This is a genomic window from Streptomyces scopuliridis (genome assembly GCF_042790125.1).
In the GTDB taxonomy this organism is placed as follows: Bacteria; Actinomycetota; Actinomycetes; order Streptomycetales; family Streptomycetaceae; genus Streptomyces; species Streptomyces scopuliridis_A.
On the sequence record NZ_JBHTZS010000006.1, the window covers coordinates 356,442 to 375,138 of the forward strand.

At 69.5% G+C, this 18,697-nt stretch carries 15 protein-coding genes; 1 reads left to right on the forward strand and 14 read right to left on the reverse strand.

Going from position 1 to position 18,697, the window contains the following annotated elements; all coding sequences use genetic code 11:
* The 14 genes from ACFRKB_RS12850 to ACFRKB_RS12915 all read right to left on the reverse strand — a co-directional run.
* Positions 1 to 279 (reverse strand): hypothetical protein (locus tag ACFRKB_RS12850; RefSeq protein WP_383105641.1); only part of this gene is annotated, 279 nt, incomplete at its 3' end.
* Positions 280 to 514: 235 nt separating this feature from the next.
* Positions 515 to 1,324 (reverse strand): TIGR03936 family radical SAM-associated protein, encoded by an 810-nt coding sequence (locus tag ACFRKB_RS12855; protein WP_383105642.1) that lies wholly within the window; start codon positions 1,322 to 1,324, stop codon positions 515 to 517.
* A gap of 271 nt (positions 1,325 to 1,595) precedes the next feature.
* On the reverse strand, positions 1,596 to 2,129 hold the full coding sequence (locus ACFRKB_RS12860) for a GNAT family N-acetyltransferase (protein WP_383105643.1): 534 nt from the start codon (positions 2,127 to 2,129) through the stop codon (positions 1,596 to 1,598).
* Between the two features lie 84 nt (positions 2,130 to 2,213).
* A complete protein-coding gene (locus tag ACFRKB_RS12865) occupies positions 2,214 to 4,139 on the reverse strand; it encodes a TIGR03960 family B12-binding radical SAM protein (protein ID WP_383105645.1) in 1,926 nt (641 codons plus the stop codon).
* Positions 4,140 to 4,192: 53 nt separating this feature from the next.
* On the reverse strand, positions 4,193 to 5,758 hold the full coding sequence (locus ACFRKB_RS12870) for a CYTH and CHAD domain-containing protein (protein ID WP_383105646.1): 1,566 nt from the start codon (positions 5,756 to 5,758) through the stop codon (positions 4,193 to 4,195).
* A gap of 63 nt (positions 5,759 to 5,821) precedes the next feature.
* Positions 5,822 to 7,021, reverse strand: coding sequence for a rod shape-determining protein RodA (gene rodA, locus ACFRKB_RS12875; RefSeq protein ID WP_383105647.1), 1,200 nt, complete (start codon positions 7,019 to 7,021; stop codon positions 5,822 to 5,824).
* 3 nt (positions 7,022 to 7,024) lie between these two features.
* The gene (gene mrdA / locus ACFRKB_RS12880) at positions 7,025 to 9,193 is read right to left on the reverse strand and encodes a penicillin-binding protein 2 (protein ID WP_383105648.1); all 2,169 of its coding nucleotides are present in this window, start codon (positions 9,191 to 9,193) and stop codon (positions 7,025 to 7,027) included.
* A 97-nt stretch (positions 9,194 to 9,290) separates the two neighbouring features.
* On the reverse strand, positions 9,291 to 9,959 hold the full coding sequence (gene mreD / locus ACFRKB_RS12885; protein WP_383105650.1) for a rod shape-determining protein MreD: 669 nt from the start codon (positions 9,957 to 9,959) through the stop codon (positions 9,291 to 9,293).
* 11 nt (positions 9,960 to 9,970) lie between these two features.
* The gene (gene mreC / locus ACFRKB_RS12890; RefSeq protein ID WP_383105651.1) at positions 9,971 to 11,023 is read right to left on the reverse strand and encodes a rod shape-determining protein MreC; all 1,053 of its coding nucleotides are present in this window, start codon (positions 11,021 to 11,023) and stop codon (positions 9,971 to 9,973) included.
* 128 nt (positions 11,024 to 11,151) lie between these two features.
* The gene (locus tag ACFRKB_RS12895) at positions 11,152 to 12,171 is read right to left on the reverse strand and encodes a rod shape-determining protein (RefSeq protein WP_030352375.1); all 1,020 of its coding nucleotides are present in this window, start codon (positions 12,169 to 12,171) and stop codon (positions 11,152 to 11,154) included.
* 248 nt (positions 12,172 to 12,419) lie between these two features.
* Positions 12,420 to 12,833: a nucleoside-diphosphate kinase gene (gene ndk / locus ACFRKB_RS12900; RefSeq protein ID WP_383105652.1), complete on the reverse strand. Its 414-nt coding sequence runs from the start codon at positions 12,831 to 12,833 to the stop codon at positions 12,420 to 12,422.
* Between the two features lie 65 nt (positions 12,834 to 12,898).
* Positions 12,899 to 13,252 carry a DUF4233 domain-containing protein gene (locus ACFRKB_RS12905; protein WP_383105654.1) on the reverse strand — a complete coding sequence of 118 codons (354 nt, stop codon included), beginning with the start codon at positions 13,250 to 13,252 and terminating at the stop codon, positions 12,899 to 12,901.
* A gap of 5 nt (positions 13,253 to 13,257) precedes the next feature.
* Positions 13,258 to 14,772 (reverse strand): bifunctional tetrahydrofolate synthase/dihydrofolate synthase, encoded by a 1,515-nt coding sequence (folC, locus tag ACFRKB_RS12910; RefSeq protein WP_383105655.1) that lies wholly within the window; start codon positions 14,770 to 14,772, stop codon positions 13,258 to 13,260.
* 124 nt (positions 14,773 to 14,896) lie between these two features.
* Positions 14,897 to 17,518: a valine--tRNA ligase gene (locus ACFRKB_RS12915; protein WP_383105656.1), complete on the reverse strand. Its 2,622-nt coding sequence runs from the start codon at positions 17,516 to 17,518 to the stop codon at positions 14,897 to 14,899.
* Between the two features lie 136 nt (positions 17,519 to 17,654).
* Between ACFRKB_RS12915 and ACFRKB_RS12920 the strand changes: the two genes are divergently transcribed.
* Positions 17,655 to 18,620: a hypothetical protein gene (locus ACFRKB_RS12920; RefSeq protein ID WP_383105658.1), complete on the forward strand. Its 966-nt coding sequence runs from the start codon at positions 17,655 to 17,657 to the stop codon at positions 18,618 to 18,620.
* Positions 18,621 to 18,697: the final 77 nt, after the last annotated feature.

The following is an 18,697-nucleotide window of genomic DNA, read 5'->3' on the forward strand; positions in this document are numbered from 1 at the left end:
AGCGGTCTTGCGCGTCGCACGGCGACGCGCACGCGGCGCGGCCACCGGCTCCTCCGTCACACCCGTACCGTCGCTCGCTGCCGCCCCCGCGGCCTCGGCGGCCGGTACGGCCTGGGCGACGGTCTCCGTGACGCTCGTGGCGTCCCCGGCCCCCGCGGCGGGCGGGCCCGCCGGGCGGGACGCGGCACGGCGCCTGCGGCGCGGCGGCAGCGTATCGCTGGGTGAGTTGTTCTCTTCGTTGGTGTCCCCGGGGGTACCGGGTTCAGTGGGCTCAAGCATGCGGGCGGTTCTCCCGTCACGCTCCCGGGCGCCACGCCTGATTCCGGTCCGGCCGCGGCTCGCGCGCTGCGCGAATGCCGCCGTCCGGGGCGCGGGCGCCGCACGGGAGCTGTTATGTCTGGCTCGCCGGTTCCCTACGCGTTGTACGTACGGCCTGGCGAAAGTCTTCTGGTCAGTGCGCCGCCCGACCCAGGTGGCTCCCGAGTCCCAGGGCTGCGCTGTTACAACGACCGCCCTACGCGGTACCCGCACCTTCCGGCGCCGTCGCGGCGGCGGGTCCGGCGGCCATGGGTGGGGCGGGCCGGGCTGCCTCGCGGTCGGGCGCGAGCGGATCGGTCACCGTTCCGGACTCCTCGTCGAAGAGCCCCTGCGCCAGCCTGGTCACCGCTGCGGGGACCGGCGGCGCCAGGTCGGCCACAGCTCGGAGACCGGAAAGGACGTCGTCGGGTCGCACGGCAGGTGTCACGTGCCGAACAACCAGCCGCAGTATCGCACAGGGCCCGTCCCCCGGCCTATCAGGCCGGGACCGAGCCCCCTCCGTACCCGGCTCCATGACGACGGCCTCCAGCCCGGCCACGGCCCCCCGTGCGTCGAAGGTCCGCAGACCGTTCTTCGTACGGCGTTCCACCTCGACCGACTCGGCGGCCAGGAAGGCGGCCACGGCCTCTTCCGCCGCGCGCGGCTCGACGCCGTCCAGCCGCAGCTCCCATACGGAAGCGGTCAGCCGGTCGGCGAGCCCCGACGTACGTGCCTCGACAGCGTCGATGATGTCCAGGCCGGCCGGCAGCGACTCGTCGAGCAGCTCACGCAGCTTGTCCGGGTCGCACACCTCCACGAGAGCGATCTCCAGGAACTCGGCCTCACTGCCCGTGCCGGTGGGTGCGGCATTGGCGTACGACACCTTCGGATGCGGGGTGAACCCCGCCGAGTACGCCATGGGCACCTCGGCACGGCGCAGCGCCCGCTCGAAAGCGCGCTGGAAGTCACGGTGGCTGGTGAACCGGAGGCGGCCGCGCTTGGTGTAGCGCAGTCGGATGCGCTGCACCGCCGGTGCGGGCGGCGGGCCTTCGGGCTGTCGCTTGCCCAGTGGTTCTTCTCCTCGGTGCGGGCGGTACGCGGTGACGCGCCGCCCTCGGACGTGGGGGTGGCCCCGGATCCCGGTTCTGCCCCGCTTTCACGGGGAGATCTCGGGTGCGGGGTCCGCGCCGGGGACGATCGTTGTACTACCCAGAGTACGCGTACGGCCCTCCCACGGTTCCCCACCCTCGTGCGGGCGGGATCCGCCCCCGCCGGTGCCCGCCCGGGGCCGCGGCGTCTCAGACGTCCGTCCGGATCCAGTAGCGGAGCTTTCCGCCGCGCTGGTCCTCCAGCACCCCGCCGGCCGCCTCGATCACCTTCCGCGACGGAAGGTTGGTGGTGTCGCAGGTGACCAGGACGGATTCGAGGCCGATGGCACGGGCGACGGGCAGCGAGGCGGCGAGCATCGCGGTCGCGTGGCCCTGCCGCCGCGCGGTGGGACGTACGGCATAGCCGATATGACCGCCCAGCTCACGCAGGAACGGGTTGAGCCGGTGGCGGATGGCGAGACGACCCAGAAAGGTTTCGCCCTCGACGTACCAGAGCGTGGTGTTGGGCACCCACCCCTCGATCCGCGGGGTCTCCTCCAGCGGCTCGGCGTTGAGCCGCGCCACATACGCGGCGAAGACCTCGGGCCGGTGCCAGGTCCCGCCGAACTCCTCCATCTCGTGCAGGAGCAACGAGCGCTCGCCCGCGCCCTCTTCGGTGAACTCCTTCATGGCGTCCAGGAAGGAGGAATGGATCCGGATATCGGGCGCGATCAACTGCGGCATCAGCCCATTGTGCAGGCGCGCGGCGCGCCCCGGCCGTGAACGGACCACGGCCGGGCGCGCCCTCGTATTCCGCCGCGTCCGCCGCTACTTGACGACGGTGAGCGGCAGCAGCTTCTTGCCCGTGGGACCGATCTGGATCTCGGTGTCCATCTGCGGGCAGACACCGCAGTCGAAGCACGGCGTCCAGCGGCAGTCCTCGACCTCGGTCTCGTCCAGCGCGTCCTGCCAGTCCTCCCAGAGCCAGTCCTTGTCGAGACCGGAGTCCAGGTGGTCCCAGGGCAGGACCTCCTCGTACGTACGCTCACGCGTCGTGTACCAGGCGACGTCCACGCCGAGCTCCGGCAGCGTCTTCTCCGCGGAGGCCATCCAGCGGTCGTACGAGAAGTGCTCGCGCCAGCCGTCGAACCGGCCGCCGTCCTCGTACACCGCGCGGATGACCGCGCCGACGCGCCGGTCCCCGCGCGAGAGCAGGCCCTCGACGATGCCGGGCTTGCCGTCGTGGTAGCGGAAGCCGATCGAGCGGCCGTACTTCTTGTCGCCCCGGATCTTGTCGCGGAGCTTCTCCAGCCGCGCGTCGGTCTCCTCTGCGCCGAGCTGCGGTGCCCACTGGAACGGGGTGTGCGGCTTGGGCACGAACCCGCCGATCGAGACCGTGCAGCGGATGTCGTTCTGGCCGGAGACCTTGCGGCCCTCGGCGATGACCCTGACCGCCATGTCGCCGATCTGGAGGACGTCCTCATCGGTCTCGGTGGGCAGACCGCACATGAAGTACAGCTTCACCTGCCGCCAGCCGTTGCCGTACGCGGTGGAGACCGTACGGATCAGGTCCTCCTCCGAGACCATCTTGTTGATGACCTTGCGCAGCCGCTCGGAGCCGCCCTCGGGGGCGAAGGTCAGACCCGACCTGCGGCCGTTCCTGGTCAGCTCGTTGGCCAGATCGACATTGAACGCGTCGACGCGGGTGGACGGGAGGGACAGGCCGACCTTGTCCTCCTCGTAGCGGTCCGCGAGCCCCTTGGCGATGTCGCCGATCTCGCTGTGGTCGGCGGAGGAGAGCGAGAGCAGTCCGACCTCCTCGAAGCCGGTCGCCTTCAGCCCCTTCTCGACCATCTCGCCGATTCCGGTGATGCTGCGCTCGCGCACCGGGCGGGTGATCATGCCCGCCTGGCAGAACCGGCAGCCGCGCGTACAGCCGCGGAAGATCTCCACGGACATCCGCTCGTGGACGGTCTCGGCGAGCGGGACGAGCGGCTGCTTGGGGTACGGCCACTCGTCGAGGTCCATCACGGTGTGCTTGGACACCCGCCACGGAACGCCGGACTTGTTCGGTACGACGCGCGCGATACGGCCGTCCGGGAGGTACTCGACGTCGTAGAAGCCGGGGACGTACACGCCGCCGGTCTTCGCGAGCCGGAAGAGGACCTCCTCGCGCCCGCCGGGGCGGCCCTCCGCCTTCCAGGCCCGGATGATCTCGGTGATCTCCAGCACGGCCTGCTCGCCGTCGCCGATGACCGCGCAGTCGATGAACTCCGCGATCGGCTCGGGGTTGAACGCGGCGTGGCCGCCGGCGAGCACGATGGGGTGGTCGACGGTACGGTCCCGGGCCGCGAGCGGGATGCCCGCGAGGTCCAGGGCGGTGAGCATGTTGGTGTAGCCCAGCTCGGTGGAGAAGCTCAGCCCGAAGACGTCGAAGGCGCCGACCGGCCGGTGGCTGTCCACCGTGAACTGCGGGACCTTGTGCTCGCGCATCAGCTCTTCGAGATCCGGCCAGACGCTGTACGTACGCTCGGCGAGCACGCCCTCGCGTTCGTTCAGTACCTCGTAGAGGATCATGACGCCCTGGTTGGGCAGCCCGACCTCGTACGCGTCCGGGTACATCAGCGCCCAGCGGACATCGGTGGAGTCCCACGGCTTCACCGTGGAGTTGAGTTCACCACCGACGTACTGGATCGGCTTCTGCACATGCGGGAGCAGGGCTTCGAGCTGCGGGAAGACCGATTCGGCAGGCATCACGGCGATCTTTCGTGGACTGACAGAGGTGACCATTCAGCCTACCCCGGTGGTCACCCGGTCAGATCCGCCCGCAAGCGGGGGTCGGACGCCTCCTCCCACAGGCCGGGCAGCTCCCGCTCACGGCGCTCGCCCTGGGCCTCCTCCTCGCCGTAGAGCAGTCCCCAGGTGAACGCGGACTCGCCCGCCGCGTGGGCCTGGACCGCGAGATCCCGGAGGGCTTCGCGGGCCACCACGCTGTCCTGGTGGTCGCCGAGCGCGGTCTGGAGGGCCTTCATGCGCTGGGCGAAGCGCTTGGCCGCCTTGCCCAGGGCGGGGCGGGCCGCCTCCGCGGCGTAGCGGGCGCGTTTGGCGGCCTTGCGGGCGTTGTGCATGGCCAGGTCGCGTTCCTCGCCCGGCGGGAGCGACAGCGCCAGGCCGACCCGGCCGGCCAGCCGGTCGTAGTTCTTGAGGATCGCCTTGGGAAGCGCCTTCTCCGGGGGCCGCGCCGCGTCCGGCCGCAGCGGCGGCGCGGTGAGCAGGCCGTCGAGCGTCTCCAGCAGGGCCAGGTACCGCTCGCTGTCCAGTACGGCGACGGTCCTGCTCCGGGACCCGGCCCGCTGGGCGGCGTCCCAGGTCCGGAGCCGGCCGCGCACCGGCCCCAGGAGCAGGGTCACGGGCAGCGCGTCGATGCGGGAGGTCAGGCGTTCGTCGAGGACTTCGTGGTCACGGTCGACGCCCAGCTCCGCCGCGACCCACTGGAGCTCGTCGCCGACGGGGTCGGTGACGGACCGGTCGAGGATGCCGCGGTACGTACGGAAGGCGGAGCGCATCCGGCGGGTGGCGACCCGCAGCTGGTGCACGGAGTCCGGCAGGTCGCGGCGTACGGCGGGGTCCTGGGCGGTGATCGCCTCGGCCTGGTCGCGCAGATAGGCCAGGATGTGGTCCCCGGCGCCGCGCGGCCCGCCCTTCGCCGGCGCGGCGGCCGGACCGGGCTCGCCGGGCGCCGTCTCGGCCAGTGCCCTGGCGAGCTTCGACGCGGCGGACGCCGGGCGCAGACCGGCCTTGCGGAGCTTCTTCTCCACCGCGTCGAGGATCCCGGGGTCGGCGTCGTCGCCCAGCTCCACCTCGACCTCGGTCCAGGCGGCGGTCCCGGCGTCCTCGCCGCCGGTGCCGGTGTCCCCGGTGAGGCGCTGCGCGCGTACGGCGTCCACGCTCACCTCGGCGAGCAGCGTGCCCTTCGCGTCGAGCAGATGGAGGACATCGCGCGAGGTCATCAGCCGTACGACGGGGATCAGCCCGGCGCGCCGTACCCGCGAGCGGACCAGTGCGGCGAGTTCGTCCGGAAGGGTGTCGGCCAGCGGCGCCGTGATCTCGTCACGGATGCCGGCGGAGACCGGGAACTTCAGATGCCAGCCCTCGTCGCCGCCGCCCGTGCGGCGCCGCAGCGTGACACGGCCCTCGGTGAGGCGCAGATCCGCGGTGTCGTAGTAGACGGCGTCCAGCTCCACGACGCCCCGGGCGCGGACGGACGCCACCCCCTTCAAACCGGTGAGATCCGGCAGTCCGGGCGGCTCATCGGCATCGGAGGGCGCGGGAAGTTCGTACTTGCGCTCGATCTCTCGCTTTGTGTCCGCCATGTACCGAATTTAGTCCCAGAGGCTGCCCTTGGGCAGCCCCTGGGAGCTGATCGGGACGTGGCCTCACGCCGTTATCGGCCGCTGCACCCGGATCGACTGGAGCAGTCCGACGGCGATCCACGCGGCGAACATGGCGGTGCCGCCGTACGAGACGAACGGCAGCGGCAGACCCGCCACCGGCATGATCCCGAGCGTCATCCCGATGTTCTCGAAGGACTGGAACGCGAACCAGGCGATGATCCCCGCCGCGACGATCGTGCCGTACAGCTCGGTCGTCTCCCGGGCGATCCGGCAGGCGCGCCACAGGACCACGCCGAGCAGCAGCAGTATCAGGCCCGCCCCGACGAAGCCCAGCTCCTCGCCCGCGACCGTGAAGACGAAGTCGGTCTGCTGCTCGGGCACGAACTGGCCGGTGGTCTGGGAGCCGTGGAAGAGCCCGGTGCCGGTGAGTCCGCCGGAGCCGATGGCGATCCGCGCCTGGTTGGTGTTGTAGCCGACGCCCGCCGGGTCCAGCTCCGGGTTGGCGAAGGCGGCGAAGCGGTTGATCTGGTACTCGTCGAGCACGCCGAGCGCCGCGACCGCGATGGCGCCCGCCGCTCCCGCGCCGACCAGGCCGATGATCCAGCGGTTGGAGGCGCCGGAGGCGAGCAGGACGCCGAGCACGATGACGGCCATGACCATCACCGATCCGAGGTCCGGCATCATCATGACGATGACCATCGGGATGACCGCGAGCCCGAGGGATTTCGCGACGGTGCGATGGTCCGGATGGATCAGGTCCCCGGCGTCCACCCGGGCCGCCAGCATCACCGCCATGGCCAGGATGATCGTGACCTTCACGAACTCGGACGGCTGGAGGGTGAAGCCGCCGCCGATCACGATCCAGGCGTGGGCGCCGTTGATGGTCGCGCCGAGCGGGGTGAGGACCAGCAGGACCAGGACGACGGAGAGCCCGTACAGCGCCGGGACCGCGCCGCGCAGGGTGCGGTGTCCGAGCCAGATCGTGCCGACCATCAGGGCGAACCCGATGCCGGTGTTGAGCAGATGGCGCAGGAGGAAGTAGTACGGATCGCCCTGGTTCAGCTGGGTGCGGTTACGGGTCGCCGACCAGACCAGCAGCGAGCCGATCAGCGACAGGGCCAGCGAGGAGAAGAGCAGCGGCCAGTCGAGTCTGCGCGCCATCGAGTCACGGGCCACGAGCCTGGCCCAGGTCCCGCGCTCCGGACCGTATCCGGAGACCGAGAAGCCACTTGTGCCGGCCATCGCTCAGTCCCTCCGCGTGGACGTGGCGGGCGGGCCCGCCAGCGTCTGCTCGTCCGGGGTTTCCCGCACCGGCTCGTACGGCCTGATCTTCGGCGCGTCGATCGAACCGTCCGGCTGGATCTGGGGCAGTTCCTTGCGCGGCTCGGGCATCAGCGCCTTGCTGAGGTCCTGCTCGCCCTTGGCGTTCAGCCCGTACATCGCCTCGTAGATCTTTCGCACGGCCGGCCCCGAGGCCCCGGAGCCGGTACCACCCTGCGAGATCGTCATGACGATCGTGTAGTCCTCGGTGTACGAGGCGAACCACGAGGTCGTCTGCTTGCCGTAGACCTCGGCCGTACCCGTCTTGGCGTGCATCGGGATCTTGTCCTGCGGCCACCCGCCGAAGCGCCAGGCGGCGGAGCCGGTGGTCGTGACCGCCGCGAGGGCCTCGTTGATCTGCTCCAGTGTCTTGCCCCGCGTCGGCAGCTTGCCGTGCGACGTGGGCGCGATCTCCTCGACCCGCTTGCCGTCGGGGCTGACGATCGCCTTGCCGACGACAGGGTTGTAGAGGGTGCCGCCGTTGGCGATGGCCGAGTAGATGGTGGCCATCTGGATCGGGGTGACGAGCGTGTCGCCCTGGCCGATCGAGTAGTTGACGGAGTCACCGGCGCGCATCCGGTTGCCTTCGAGACATCCCTCGTAGGCGATCCTCTCGACGTAGGTGCCGCCCTTCTTGCCCTGCTGGCACCAGCTGACCTTGTTGGCCTCCCAGAAGCTCTGCTTCCACTGCCGGTCGGGGATACGTCCGGTGACCTCGTTGGGAAGGTCGATACCGGTCTCCTTGCCGAGGCCGAACTGGTGCGCGGTCTTGTAGAACCAGTCGTTGGGGTGCTTCGGCTTCATCCCACCGTCCTTCTGCCACTCCTTGTGCGCGATGCCGTAGAAGACGGTGTCGCAGGAGACTTCGAGGGCTTTGCCGAGGGTGATGCTGCCGTAGCCCCTGGACTCGAAGTTCTGGAAGACCTGGCCGCCGACGCTGTACGAACTGGGGCAGGGGTAGTTGCCGTTGAATTTGTAACCGGCGTTGACCGCGGCGGTCGACGAGACGACCTTGAAGATCGAGCCGGGGGCCGCCTGGCCCTGAATGGCCCGGTTCAGCAGCGGGAAGTTGGACTTCTTGCCGGTGAGCCTGGCGTACTCCTTGGCGGAGATGCCGCCGACCCAGGCGTTGGGGTCGTACGTCGGCAGGGAGGCCATCGCGACGACCCGGCCCGTCTTCGCCTCCATGACCACCGCGGCGCCGGAGTCCGCCTTGTAGTGCTCGCTGGTGTTGCGGTCCATCTCCTTGCGGGCGGCCTTCATGGCCTCGTTCAGCTCGTACTCCGTGACGGCCTGCACGCGTGCGTCTATCGACGTGATGACATTGGCGCCGGGCTCGGCCTCGTCGTTGCGGGCCTGGCCGATGACGCGGCCGAGGTTGTCGACCTCGTACCGGGTGACTCCGGCCTTGCCGCGCAGCTGCTTGTCGTAGGTGCGCTCCAGTCCCGAGCGGCCGACCTGGTCGGAGCGGAGGTACGGCGAGTCGGTGTTCTGGGCCTTGGTGATCTCCTCGTCCGTGACGGGCGAGAGATAGCCGAGCACCTGAGCGGTGTTGGCGAGCCCCGGCGCGGTGTAGCGGCGTACGGCGGTGGGCTCGGCGGTGATGCCGGGGAAGTCCTCGGCGCGCTCACGGATCTGGAGGGCCTGCTGGGTGGTGGCCTCGTCCGTGACCGGGATCGGCTGAAAGGGAGAACCGTTCCAGCAGGGCTTGGGGGTCTTCGAGTCGCAGAGCCTGACCTTGTCCATGACGTCCTTGGGCTTCATGTCGAGGACGTCGGCGAGCCGGGTCAGGACGGCCACGCCCTTGTCCTTCATCTTCATCAGCTCGGTACGGCTGGTGGAGACGACGAGCCGGGTCTCGTTGTCGGCGAGCGGGATCCCCCGGGAGTCGAGGATCGAGCCGCGGACGGCCGGCTGGACAACCTGCTGGACGTGGTTGTTCTTGGCCTCGTCCGTGTACTCCTGGCCGTTGCGGACCTGGAGGTACCAGAGCCGGCCGCCGAGGGTGAGGAGGAGCGAGAAGACGAGGACTTGAATGATGACGAGCCGGATCTGGACCCGCGGTGTCCGCCCGGTCTCCGGAATATTGCTCACTGCGATCCCCCACGGACGGTACGGGCGGTACGGCCGGACGGTGCGTGGCCGGCCGTGTGCGCGGGCCTGCGCGCGACGGCCGGCGGGTGATGCGGAGTCACAGTCGCTTGACCCCCTTGATGCGTCCGGCCCGTGCCGCGCGGTTACGGGCGGCCTTGAGCCGCATCACGCCACGCTGGCTGCCGATCCGCAGCCCGGTGCCGGTGGTGGTCCAGCCGGACGCGACATCGGCGCCGCCGCTGCTCTGGGTCTCGGCGAGCGGATCGTTCTCGGCGTGTCTGGCCAGGAACATGATCAGCGGGACGGTGAACGGCGCCAGCAGCAGATCGTAGACCGCGGCGGTGAACAGCAGTCCGGCCAGACCGACATGGCGGGCGGAGGTGTCGCCGACGAGCGCGCCGACCGCCGCGTACAGCAGCGTCGAGCCGAGCGCCGCGCCGACGACCACGGCCATCGGCACGAACGCCGATCTCATCCGGCCCTTCTCGGGGCGGGCCAGCCCGGCCAGATAGCCGATCACGCAGAGCACCAGCGCGTAGCGGCCGGCGGCGTGGTCGGCGGGCGGCGCCAGATCGGCCAGCAGTCCCGCGCAGAAACCGATGAGCGCGCCGCCCACATGGCCGTACACGAAGGCCAGGGCGAGGACGACGAGGAGCATCAGATCGGGGACGGCGCCGGGGAGCTGGAGTCTGGCCAGTACGGACACCTGGATGACGAGGGCGACCACGACCAGCGTGGCCGAGAGCAGAATCCGGTTGAAGCGCATGGGAATCAGCCCTACTCCTGGTCGTCTGCTTGACCGTTGGCATTGGGATCCGGATTGGCGTTCGGATCCGGATTGGCGTTGGCGTTGGCGTCCGGACGGGCGTTGGGGTCCGGATTGCCGGTGTCGGCCTCGCCGTTCACCTCGGTGTCGGCGTTGGCCGACGGGGTGACCGTGACGGTGACGGTGGGCGTCGGGGTGGGCTGCGACTTGGGCGGCAGGACCGTGTCGCGCGGGTCCTGCCGGGGAGCCTCCACGACGACACCGACCAGGTCGAGCTTGGTGAAGCCGACGAAGGGGCGTACGTACACGGTCCGGGTCAGATCGCCGCCGGACGGATCGACCTGGACCACCTCGCCGACCGGGACGCCCGGCACGAACGGCCGGTCCTTGCTCGACCCGAAGGTGACCAGCCGGTCGCCCTTCTTGATCTTGGCCTTGCCGTTGAGGAGCTGGACGGAGAGCGGACGGTCGCCCTGGCCGGTGGCGAAGCCCAGTTCGTCGCTGCTCTCCATCCGGGTACCGACGGTGAAGTCCGGGTCATTCGCGAGCAGTACGGTCGCGGTGCTCGGACCGACGGTCGTGACACGACCGACAAGTCCGTCACCATTCAGCACGGTCATATCGCGCGTGATGCCGTCGTTGGCACCGATATTGATCGTGACCGTCCAGGAGAATCCCTGGGCCGCTCCTATGGCGATGACCTCGGCGCCCTTGATTCCGTACTGACCGGCTCCGGCCGTCGCGAGCATCTTGTCCAGTTCGCGTACCCGGCTGCGATTGCGGTCGTCACTGCCGAGCCGCTGTTTCAGCTCGGTGTTCTCCTTCTGGAGCACGGCGATGCGATTGTGCCGCGCACCGGAATCCCGTACCGCTCCTATGGCATTGCCCACCGGATTGACCGCGGACGCGACACCGTTCTCCACCGGACCGAGGACCGTCGCCGCGGCGTGCCGCGCGCCCTCGACCGGGGAATCCTCACCACCGCGGATATCCACCGTGATCAGTGCGAACGCGATGGCGATCAGCAGCACCAGGAGCAAACGGCTCTCTCGTGTGTCCCTCACGTGCGGCGGCCGTGCCTTCCTCGTTGGAATGATTCTGGGGGTATATCAACGATCCGCCGCGCGAGAGGTCGAGGCCCCCGCCGGAGGTCCCCCCGGGCCGGAGCGCCAGGGGGACGGGGACTCTTCCGTCACCGGCGGGGCTGCGCGTCCAGCACCTGCTGGAGCGCCTCGAACTCCTCGACACACTTGCCGGATCCGAGCGCCACGGAATCCAGCGGGTCCTCGGCGATGTGGATCGGCATCCCGGTCTCGCGACGCAGCCGCTCGTCGAGACCGCGCAGCAGGGCGCCGCCGCCGGTGAGCACGATCCCGCGGTCCATCACATCACCGGACAGCTCGGGCGGGCACTTGTCGAGCGTGGTCTTGACCGCGTCGACGATCGCGTTGACCGGCTCCTCGATGGCCTTGCGTACCTCGGCGGCCGAGATGACCACGGTCTTCGGCAGCCCGGAGACCAGGTCACGGCCGCGGATCTCGGTGTGCTCGTCCTTGTCGAGGTCGTACGCGGAACCGATGGTGATCTTGATGCTCTCGGCGGTCCGCTCGCCGAGCAGGAGCGAGTACTCCTTCTTGATGTGCTGGATGATCGCGTTGTCCAACTCGTCGCCGGCGACCCGGATGGACTGTGCTGTGACGATTCCGCCGAGCGAGATCACGGCGACCTCGGTCGTGCCGCCGCCGATGTCCACGACCATGTTGCCGGTGGCCTCGTGGACGGGGAGTCCGGAGCCGATGGCCGCGGCCATGGGCTCCTCGATGATGTGCACCTGGCGCGCGCCGGCCTGGGTGGACGCCTCGATCACGGCGCGGCGCTCAACGCCCGTGATACCGGAGGGCACACAGACGACGACCCGCGGACGCGCCAGATAGCGGCGTTTGTGGATCTTCAGGATGAAGTAGCGCAGCATGCGCTCGGTGATTTCGAAGTCGGCGATAACGCCGTCCTTCAGCGGTCGGACGGCAACGATGTTGCCCGGCGTCCGGCCGATCATCTTCTTTGCCTCGGCGCCGACCGCGAGAATACCGCCGGTGTTGGTGTTGATGGCGACGACGGACGGCTCGTTGAGTACGATCCCCCGGCCTCTGACGTACACCAGCGTGTTGGCGGTCCCGAGGTCGACAGCCATGTCACGGCCGATGAACGACATGTTGTTCCCCATGAGGATGCGTCTGGCCTTCCCAAGCGTTGATGGCTTTTCAGGATGGCGAGGTGGGTGCTGTGGCTTGGAGGTTTCCATCGTAGTGCCGTCGGAAGGACGACGGCGCGGTGGCCCACCTCAGTAAGGGTGACGAAGTGTCGGTCCGATGCGTTCCCGAAAGTGGCTTAGATATGCCCAAAGGCGACCGAATTCCTTCGGTCGCCCCAGGCCATCAGCTCCGTTTGGCTGACAAGTGGTCAGGAAAGTCCCGGGAAGAAGATTTTAAGTTCCCGAATGGCGGACTCCTCGGAGTCCGAGGCGTGGATCAGGTTCTCCCGGACGATGGTCCCGAAGTCCCCCCGGATGGACCCCGGCGCTGCGGCGATCGGGTCAGTCGGACCGGAGAGCGCGCGGATGCCCTCGATGACCCGCTCGCCGTCGACGACCAGAGCGACGACCGGACCGGAGGCCATGAACTCGACCAGCGGCTCGTAGAAGGGCTTCCCCTTGTGCTCGCCGTAGTGCTGCTCCAGCGTGTCCTGGTCGAGCGTGCGCAGCTCCATGGCGCTGATGGTCCAGCCTGCCTTGCGCTCGATACGGCCGACGATCTCACCGACCAGGCCGCGGCGTACGGCATCGGGCTTGATCAGGACAAGCGTGCGCTGGCTCACTGTGCGGGCTCCTTCTACTACGGGATGCGGGCCCTCAGAGGCTACAGGGCATACCACACCGTCGATCACGCAGCGTCAGCCTCTGCCGATGTCTGTTCGGCCCAGCGCGCCTTCGCCTCGTCGATCTGCCGCCCGAAGTGGACCGAGGCGCCCCACAGGGCCGCGAAGATCAGGCCGAGGACGAACATCGCGGGCACCACGAAACCGCTGGCGACCAGCGCGATCTGGAGCGCCCAGCCGAGCTGGACACCGCCCGGACGGGTGATCAGCCCGCAGAGCAGAACGGACAGCAGCATCGCGATGCCGCAGACCGTCCAGATCGTCCCCACCGACAGATCGTCCGACTTCATGGCGACGAGACCGGCGAAGCCGATCACGAAGAACTCACCGATCAGTGTGGACGCACAGAGCGTACGCATGGGATTCAGCGCCTCCTCAGCAGCAGCCGGGCCTCGCCGACCGTGATCACCGAGCCGGTGACCAGGACCCCGGCGCCCGCGAACTCGGACTCCTCCTCGGCGAGGGTGATCGCCGCCTCCAGCGCGTCATCGAGACGCACCTCGACCTGGACCCGGTCGTCCCCGAAGACCTCGACGGCGACGGCCGCCAGCTCGTCCGCGCCCATCGCGCGGAAGCTGGAGTTCTGCGTGACGACGATCTCCGAACAGATCGGCTCCAGGGCTTCCAGCACCCCGCGGACGTCCTTGTCGTCGCTGGAACCCACCACCCCGATCAGCCGGCTGAAGCCGAACGACTCGGTGAGGGCCTCGGCCGCGGCACGGGCCCCGGCCGGGTTGTGCGCCGCGTCCAGCACCACCGTCGGCGAGCGCCGTACGACCTCAAGACGGCCGGGCGAGGTGACCGAGGCGAACGCCTTGCGGACCGTGTCCATGTCGAGCCGACGGGCGTGCTGCGCGCCGATCCCGAAGAACGCCTCCACGGCGGCGAGCGCCACCGCCGCGTTCTGCGCCTGATGCGCGCCGTACAGCGGGAGGAAGATCTGCTCGTACTCGCCGCCGAGACCGCGCAGCGTCAGCTGCTGGCCGCCGACCGCGATCTCGCGGGCGACCACACCGAACTCCATGCCCGCGCGGGCGACCGTCGCGTCCACGTCGACGGCCTTCTTCAGCATCACCTGCGCGGCGTCCACCGGCTGCTGCGCCAGGACGACCGTCGCGCCCGGCTTGATGATCCCGGCCTTCTCCACGGCGATCTCGCCGGGTGTGGAGCCGAGCCGGTCCGTGTGGTCCAGATCGATCGGCATGACGACGGCGACGGACGCGTCGATGACATTCGTCGCGTCCCAGGTGCCGCCCATGCCGACCTCGACCACGGCGACGTCCACCGGCGCGTCCGCGAAGGCGGCGTACGCCATGCCCGTCAGCACCTCGAAGAAGGAGAGCCGGTACTCCTGCGAGCCGTCGACCATCTCCACGTACGGCTTGATGTCCTCGTACGTCTCGATGAACCGCTCGGCGGAGACCGGGGCGCCGTCCAGGCTGATCCGCTCGGTGACGGACTGGACGTGCGGGCTCGTGTACCGGCCGGTACGCAGGTCGAACGCGCCGAGCAGCGCCTCGATCATGCGGGCCGTGGAGGTCTTGCCGTTGGTGCCGGTGATGTGGATCGACGGATAGGAGCGCTGGGGATCGCCCAGCACATCCATCAGACCCTTGATCCTGGCGACCGACGGGTCGAGCTTCGTCTCGCCCCAGCGACCCGCCAGCTCCTGCTCGACGGCGCGCAGCGCCTTGTCCACCTCCGGGTCCTCGGGGCGTGCCGGGACGCCGTCGCCCTGCGCGGGCCCGGCCTGGGCGCGCAGCGTACGGCTGCCGGCCTCGATCACCGCGAGGTCGGGGTCTCGGTCGGTCGCGGCGTCGACGATCTCATCGAATTCGTCGTACTCGCCGGGCTGGTCGGAAGGACGGTGCTCGCTCACGCGACCAGTCTACGGAGCGCCACCGACACCGGTCGCCCCGCGCCCCCGGCCCGGTCCCGGCCGGGTACGACAGCGGGGCCCCCGCCGGGTGGCAGGGGCCCCGCTGTCGTGTGCGCGCAGGGGGTCAGCCCTGGGGCAGGCCCGCCAGCTGCGTGGTCAGCCGCTCGATGTCCGCCTCGGACTTGGCGAGCCGGCCGCGGATCTTCTCGACCACGTTGTCGGGGGCCTTGGCGAGGAACGCCTCGTTGCCGAGCTTCGCCGTCGCCTGCGCCTTCTCCTTCTCGGCCGCGCCGAGGTCCTTCGTCAGGCGCTTGCGCTCTGCCTCGATGTCGATCGTGCCCGACAGGTCGAGCGCGACCGTCGCCCCGGCGACCGGCAGCGTCGCGGTGGCGTGGAAGCCCTCGCCCTCGGGCTGGAGGCGCAGCAGCTGCCGGATGGCCGCCTCGTGCGCGGCCAGCGGCGTACCCGTGAGATCCAGTCGCGCCGGGACCTTCTGGCCGGGCTGGAGCCCCTGGTCGGAGCGGAACCGGCGGACCTCGGTGATCACCTGCTGGAGATGCCCGATCTCCCGCTCGGCCGCCGTGTCACGCAACCCGCTGTCGGCCGGCCAGTCGGCGACGACGACCGACTCCTTGCCGGTGAGCGTGGTCCAGAGCGTCTCGGTGACGAAGGGGACGACCGGGTGCAGCAGACGCAGGGTGACATCGAGGACCTCGCCGAGGACCCGTCCGGAGACCTTCGCCGCCTCGCCGCCCTCGATGAACGTGGTCTTGGAGAGCTCCACGTACCAGTCGAAGACCTCGTCCCAGGCGAAGTGGAAGAGCGAGTCCGACAACTTCGCGAACTGGTAGTCCTCGTAGTACGCGTCGACCTCCGCGACGACGGCGTTCAGCCGCGACAGGATCCACCGGTCGGTGGCGGACAGCTCGGCCGCGTCGGGCAGCGGGCCCTCGACGGTCGCGCCGTTCATCATCGCGAAGCGCGTGGCGTTCCAGATCTTGTTGGCGAAGTTGCGGGAGCCCTGGACCCAGTCCTCGCCGATCGGCACGTCGACGCCCGGGTTGGCGCCACGCGCGAGGGTGAACCGGACCGCGTCGGTCCCGTACTTGTCCATCCAGTCCAGCGGATTGACGACATTGCCGAAGGTCTTCGACATCTTCTTGCCGTGCTCGTCACGGACCATGCCGTGCAGCACGATCGTGCTGAACGGCGGCGTGCCGTCCATCGCGTACAGACCGAACATCATCATCCGGGCGACCCAGAAGAAGAGGATGTCGTAGCCGGTGATCAGGATCGAGTTCGGATAGAACTTCTCGACGCTGGGGGTCTGTTCGGGCCAGCCCAGCGTGGAGAACGGCCACAGCCCCGACGAGAACCAGGTGTCCAGGACATCCGTGTCCTGCGTCCAGCCCTCGCCGGCCGGCGCCTCGTCATCGGGACCGACGCACACCATCTCGCCGTTGGGGCCGTACCAGACGGGGATGCGGTGGCCCCACCACAGCTGCCGGGAGATACACCAGTCGTGGAGGTTGTCGACCCAGCCGAAGTAGCGGGACTCCATCTCCTTCGGGTGGATCGTGACGCGGTCGTCGCGGACGGCGTCGCCCGCGGCCTTGGCCAGCGGCCCGACCTTGACCCACCACTGGAGCGACAGCCGCGGCTCGATGGTCGTCTTGCAGCGTGAACAGTGGCCGACGGAGTGGGTGTACGGGCGCTTCTCGGCGACGATCCGGCCGTCGGCGCGCAGTGCGGCGACGATGGCGCTGCGCGCCTCCAACCGGTCGAGCCCCTCGAACGGGCCCGGGACGGTGATCACGGCGCGCTCGTCCATGACCGTGATGTTCGGCAGGCCGTGCCGGCGGCCGATCTCGAAGTCGTTCGGGTCGTGCGCCGGGGTCACCTTGACGGCGCCCGTGCCGAACTCCGGGTCGACGTGCTCGTCCGCGACGACCGGGATCGTACGGTCGGTGAGCGGCAGCTTGATCCGCTTGCCGACGAGATGCGCGTACCGCGCGTCGCCGGGATGGACGGCGACGGCGGTGTCACCGAGCATCGTCTCGGCGCGCGTGGTGGCGACGACGACGGAGTCCTCGCCCTCGCCGTACTTCAGCGAGACCAGCTCGCCGTCGTCGTCCTGGTACTCCACCTCGATGTCGGAGATCGCGGTGAGACAGCGCGGGCACCAGTTGATGATGCGCTCGGCGCGGTAGATCAGCTCGTCGTCGTAGAGCTTCTTGAAGATCGTCTGGACGGCCTTGGACAGCCCCTCGTCCATGGTGAAGCGCTCACGCGACCAGGCGACCCCGTCCCCGAGCCGGCGCATCTGCCCGGAGATCTGCCCGCCGGACTCGCCCTTCCACTTCCAGACACGCTCGACGAACGCCTCGCGCCCCAGGTCGTGGCGGGACTTGCCCTCCTTGGCCAGCTCACGCTCGACGACGTTCTGGGTGGCGATGCCCGCGTGGTCCATGCCGGGCTGCCACAGCGTCTCGTAACCCTGCATGCGCTTGCGGCGGGTGACGGCGTCGATGAGCGTGTGCTCGAAGGCATGCCCGAGGTGGAGGCTGCCGGTGACGTTCGGCGGCGGGATGACGACGGTGAACGGCGGCTTCTCGCTCTTCTCGTCGGCCTCGAAGTAACCGCGCTCTACCCAGCGCTCGTACAGCTTCCCCTCTACCTCGGCCGGAACGTACTGGGTCGGCAGTTCGGGGTTGCTGGCTGGCTGCTGCTGAGTGTTCTCGGTCACGGGGCACAGTTTAGAGGTGTCACCGCCCCGTACTGAAACGGGATAGTTCGGTAACGGTGCGGCCCCGGGTGGCCCCGGTCACCGGCTCTTCCGTCAGGATGTTCGGAACGCGTAAACATCTAACAGGGGACAGCACATGAGTTACAACCAGCCGGGCCCGTACGGCGGGCAGCCCCAGCAGCCCGGACCGTACGGCCAGCCAGGTCCTTACGGCCAGCAGCCCCCGCAGGGGCCGCCGCAGCCCGGTTACGGTTACCCGCAGCAGCCCCCGCAGGGTGTCCCCCCGCAGCCGCCGCAGGGGTACGGCTACCCGCAGCAGCCCGGACCGTACGGCCAGCAGCCCCAGCAGCCCCCGTACGGCCAGCAGCCCCCGTACGGCGGCGGCCAGTACCCGCCCCCTCCCGGCCAGGCGCCCAAGAAGAACACGGGCCTGATAGTCGGCGCGTCCGTACTGGCGCTGGCGGTGATCGCGGGCGGTGCGTACTTCCTGGTGGGCGGCGGCAGCGGCTCGGTCGCGGACGACGGCAAGAGGTACAAGCTGACGACGCCGGAGTCGGTGCTCGACGGCGCCTACACGAAGGCCGGAGGGACCGGGGCGTCGGACAACACCATGACCAAGAGCGACGCCGAGGAGGCCAAGAAGTGGGGAGTCAACAACCCCACGAGCGCCGGCTCCGGCTACAACGCCGGGAAGGGCGCCACGCAGAAGTCCCTCCAGTTCAACGGCGTCTACGGTGAGATCGACGACCCGGAGAAGGTCATCGACGCGATGTTCGCCGAGTCGAAGAAGAACTCCACCTCGTCCGACAGCAGCGGCGAGAGCATCGAACTCGTCGGCGAGCCGCAGGAGTTCACGCCGGACGGCTTCGACAACGGCGTCATGAAGTGCCAGGAAATGAAGTTCAAGATGACCGAGGCCGCCGGTAGCTCGGGTCCTAGCGCCTTCACGATGCCGATGTGCATCTGGGGCGACCACAGCACCGTGGTCTACGTCGTGTCGAGTGACGCGGGAGCGATTCTCACCGGCAAGAGCATGACCCTCGACGATGCCGCCGCGCAGGCGGCGAAGCTGCGCAACGAGGTGCGCGTCGAGATCAAGTAGCCGGGATCAGGCAACGGCCGTCACACGTACGGCGGAGGGGCGGGGCGGCGCGGCCACCCCGCGGGGGCCCCCCCGAG

What these genes read in the sequence shown, in the direction of transcription:
- ACFRKB_RS12860 (WP_383105643.1), bottom strand. Translation starts at nt 2,129, where the DNA reads ATGCCGCAGTTGATCGCGCCCGATATCCGGATCCATTCCTCCTTCCTG.
- ACFRKB_RS12865 (WP_383105645.1), bottom strand. Translation starts at nt 4,139, where the DNA reads ATGCCTGCCGAATCGGTCTTCCCGCAGCTCGAAGCCCTGCTCCCGCAT.
- ACFRKB_RS12870 (WP_383105646.1), bottom strand. Translation starts at nt 5,758, where the DNA reads ATGGCGGACACAAAGCGAGAGATCGAGCGCAAGTACGAACTTCCCGCG.
- rodA (WP_383105647.1), bottom strand. Translation starts at nt 7,021, where the DNA reads ATGGCCGGCACAAGTGGCTTCTCGGTCTCCGGATACGGTCCGGAGCGC.
- mreD (WP_383105650.1), bottom strand. Translation starts at nt 9,959, where the DNA reads ATGCGCTTCAACCGGATTCTGCTCTCGGCCACGCTGGTCGTGGTCGCC.
- ACFRKB_RS12895 (WP_030352375.1), bottom strand. Translation starts at nt 12,171, where the DNA reads ATGTCGTTCATCGGCCGTGACATGGCTGTCGACCTCGGGACCGCCAAC.
- ACFRKB_RS12905 (WP_383105654.1), bottom strand. Translation starts at nt 13,252, where the DNA reads ATGCGTACGCTCTGTGCGTCCACACTGATCGGTGAGTTCTTCGTGATC.
- ACFRKB_RS12920 (WP_383105658.1), top strand. Translation starts at nt 17,655, where the DNA reads ATGAGTTACAACCAGCCGGGCCCGTACGGCGGGCAGCCCCAGCAGCCC.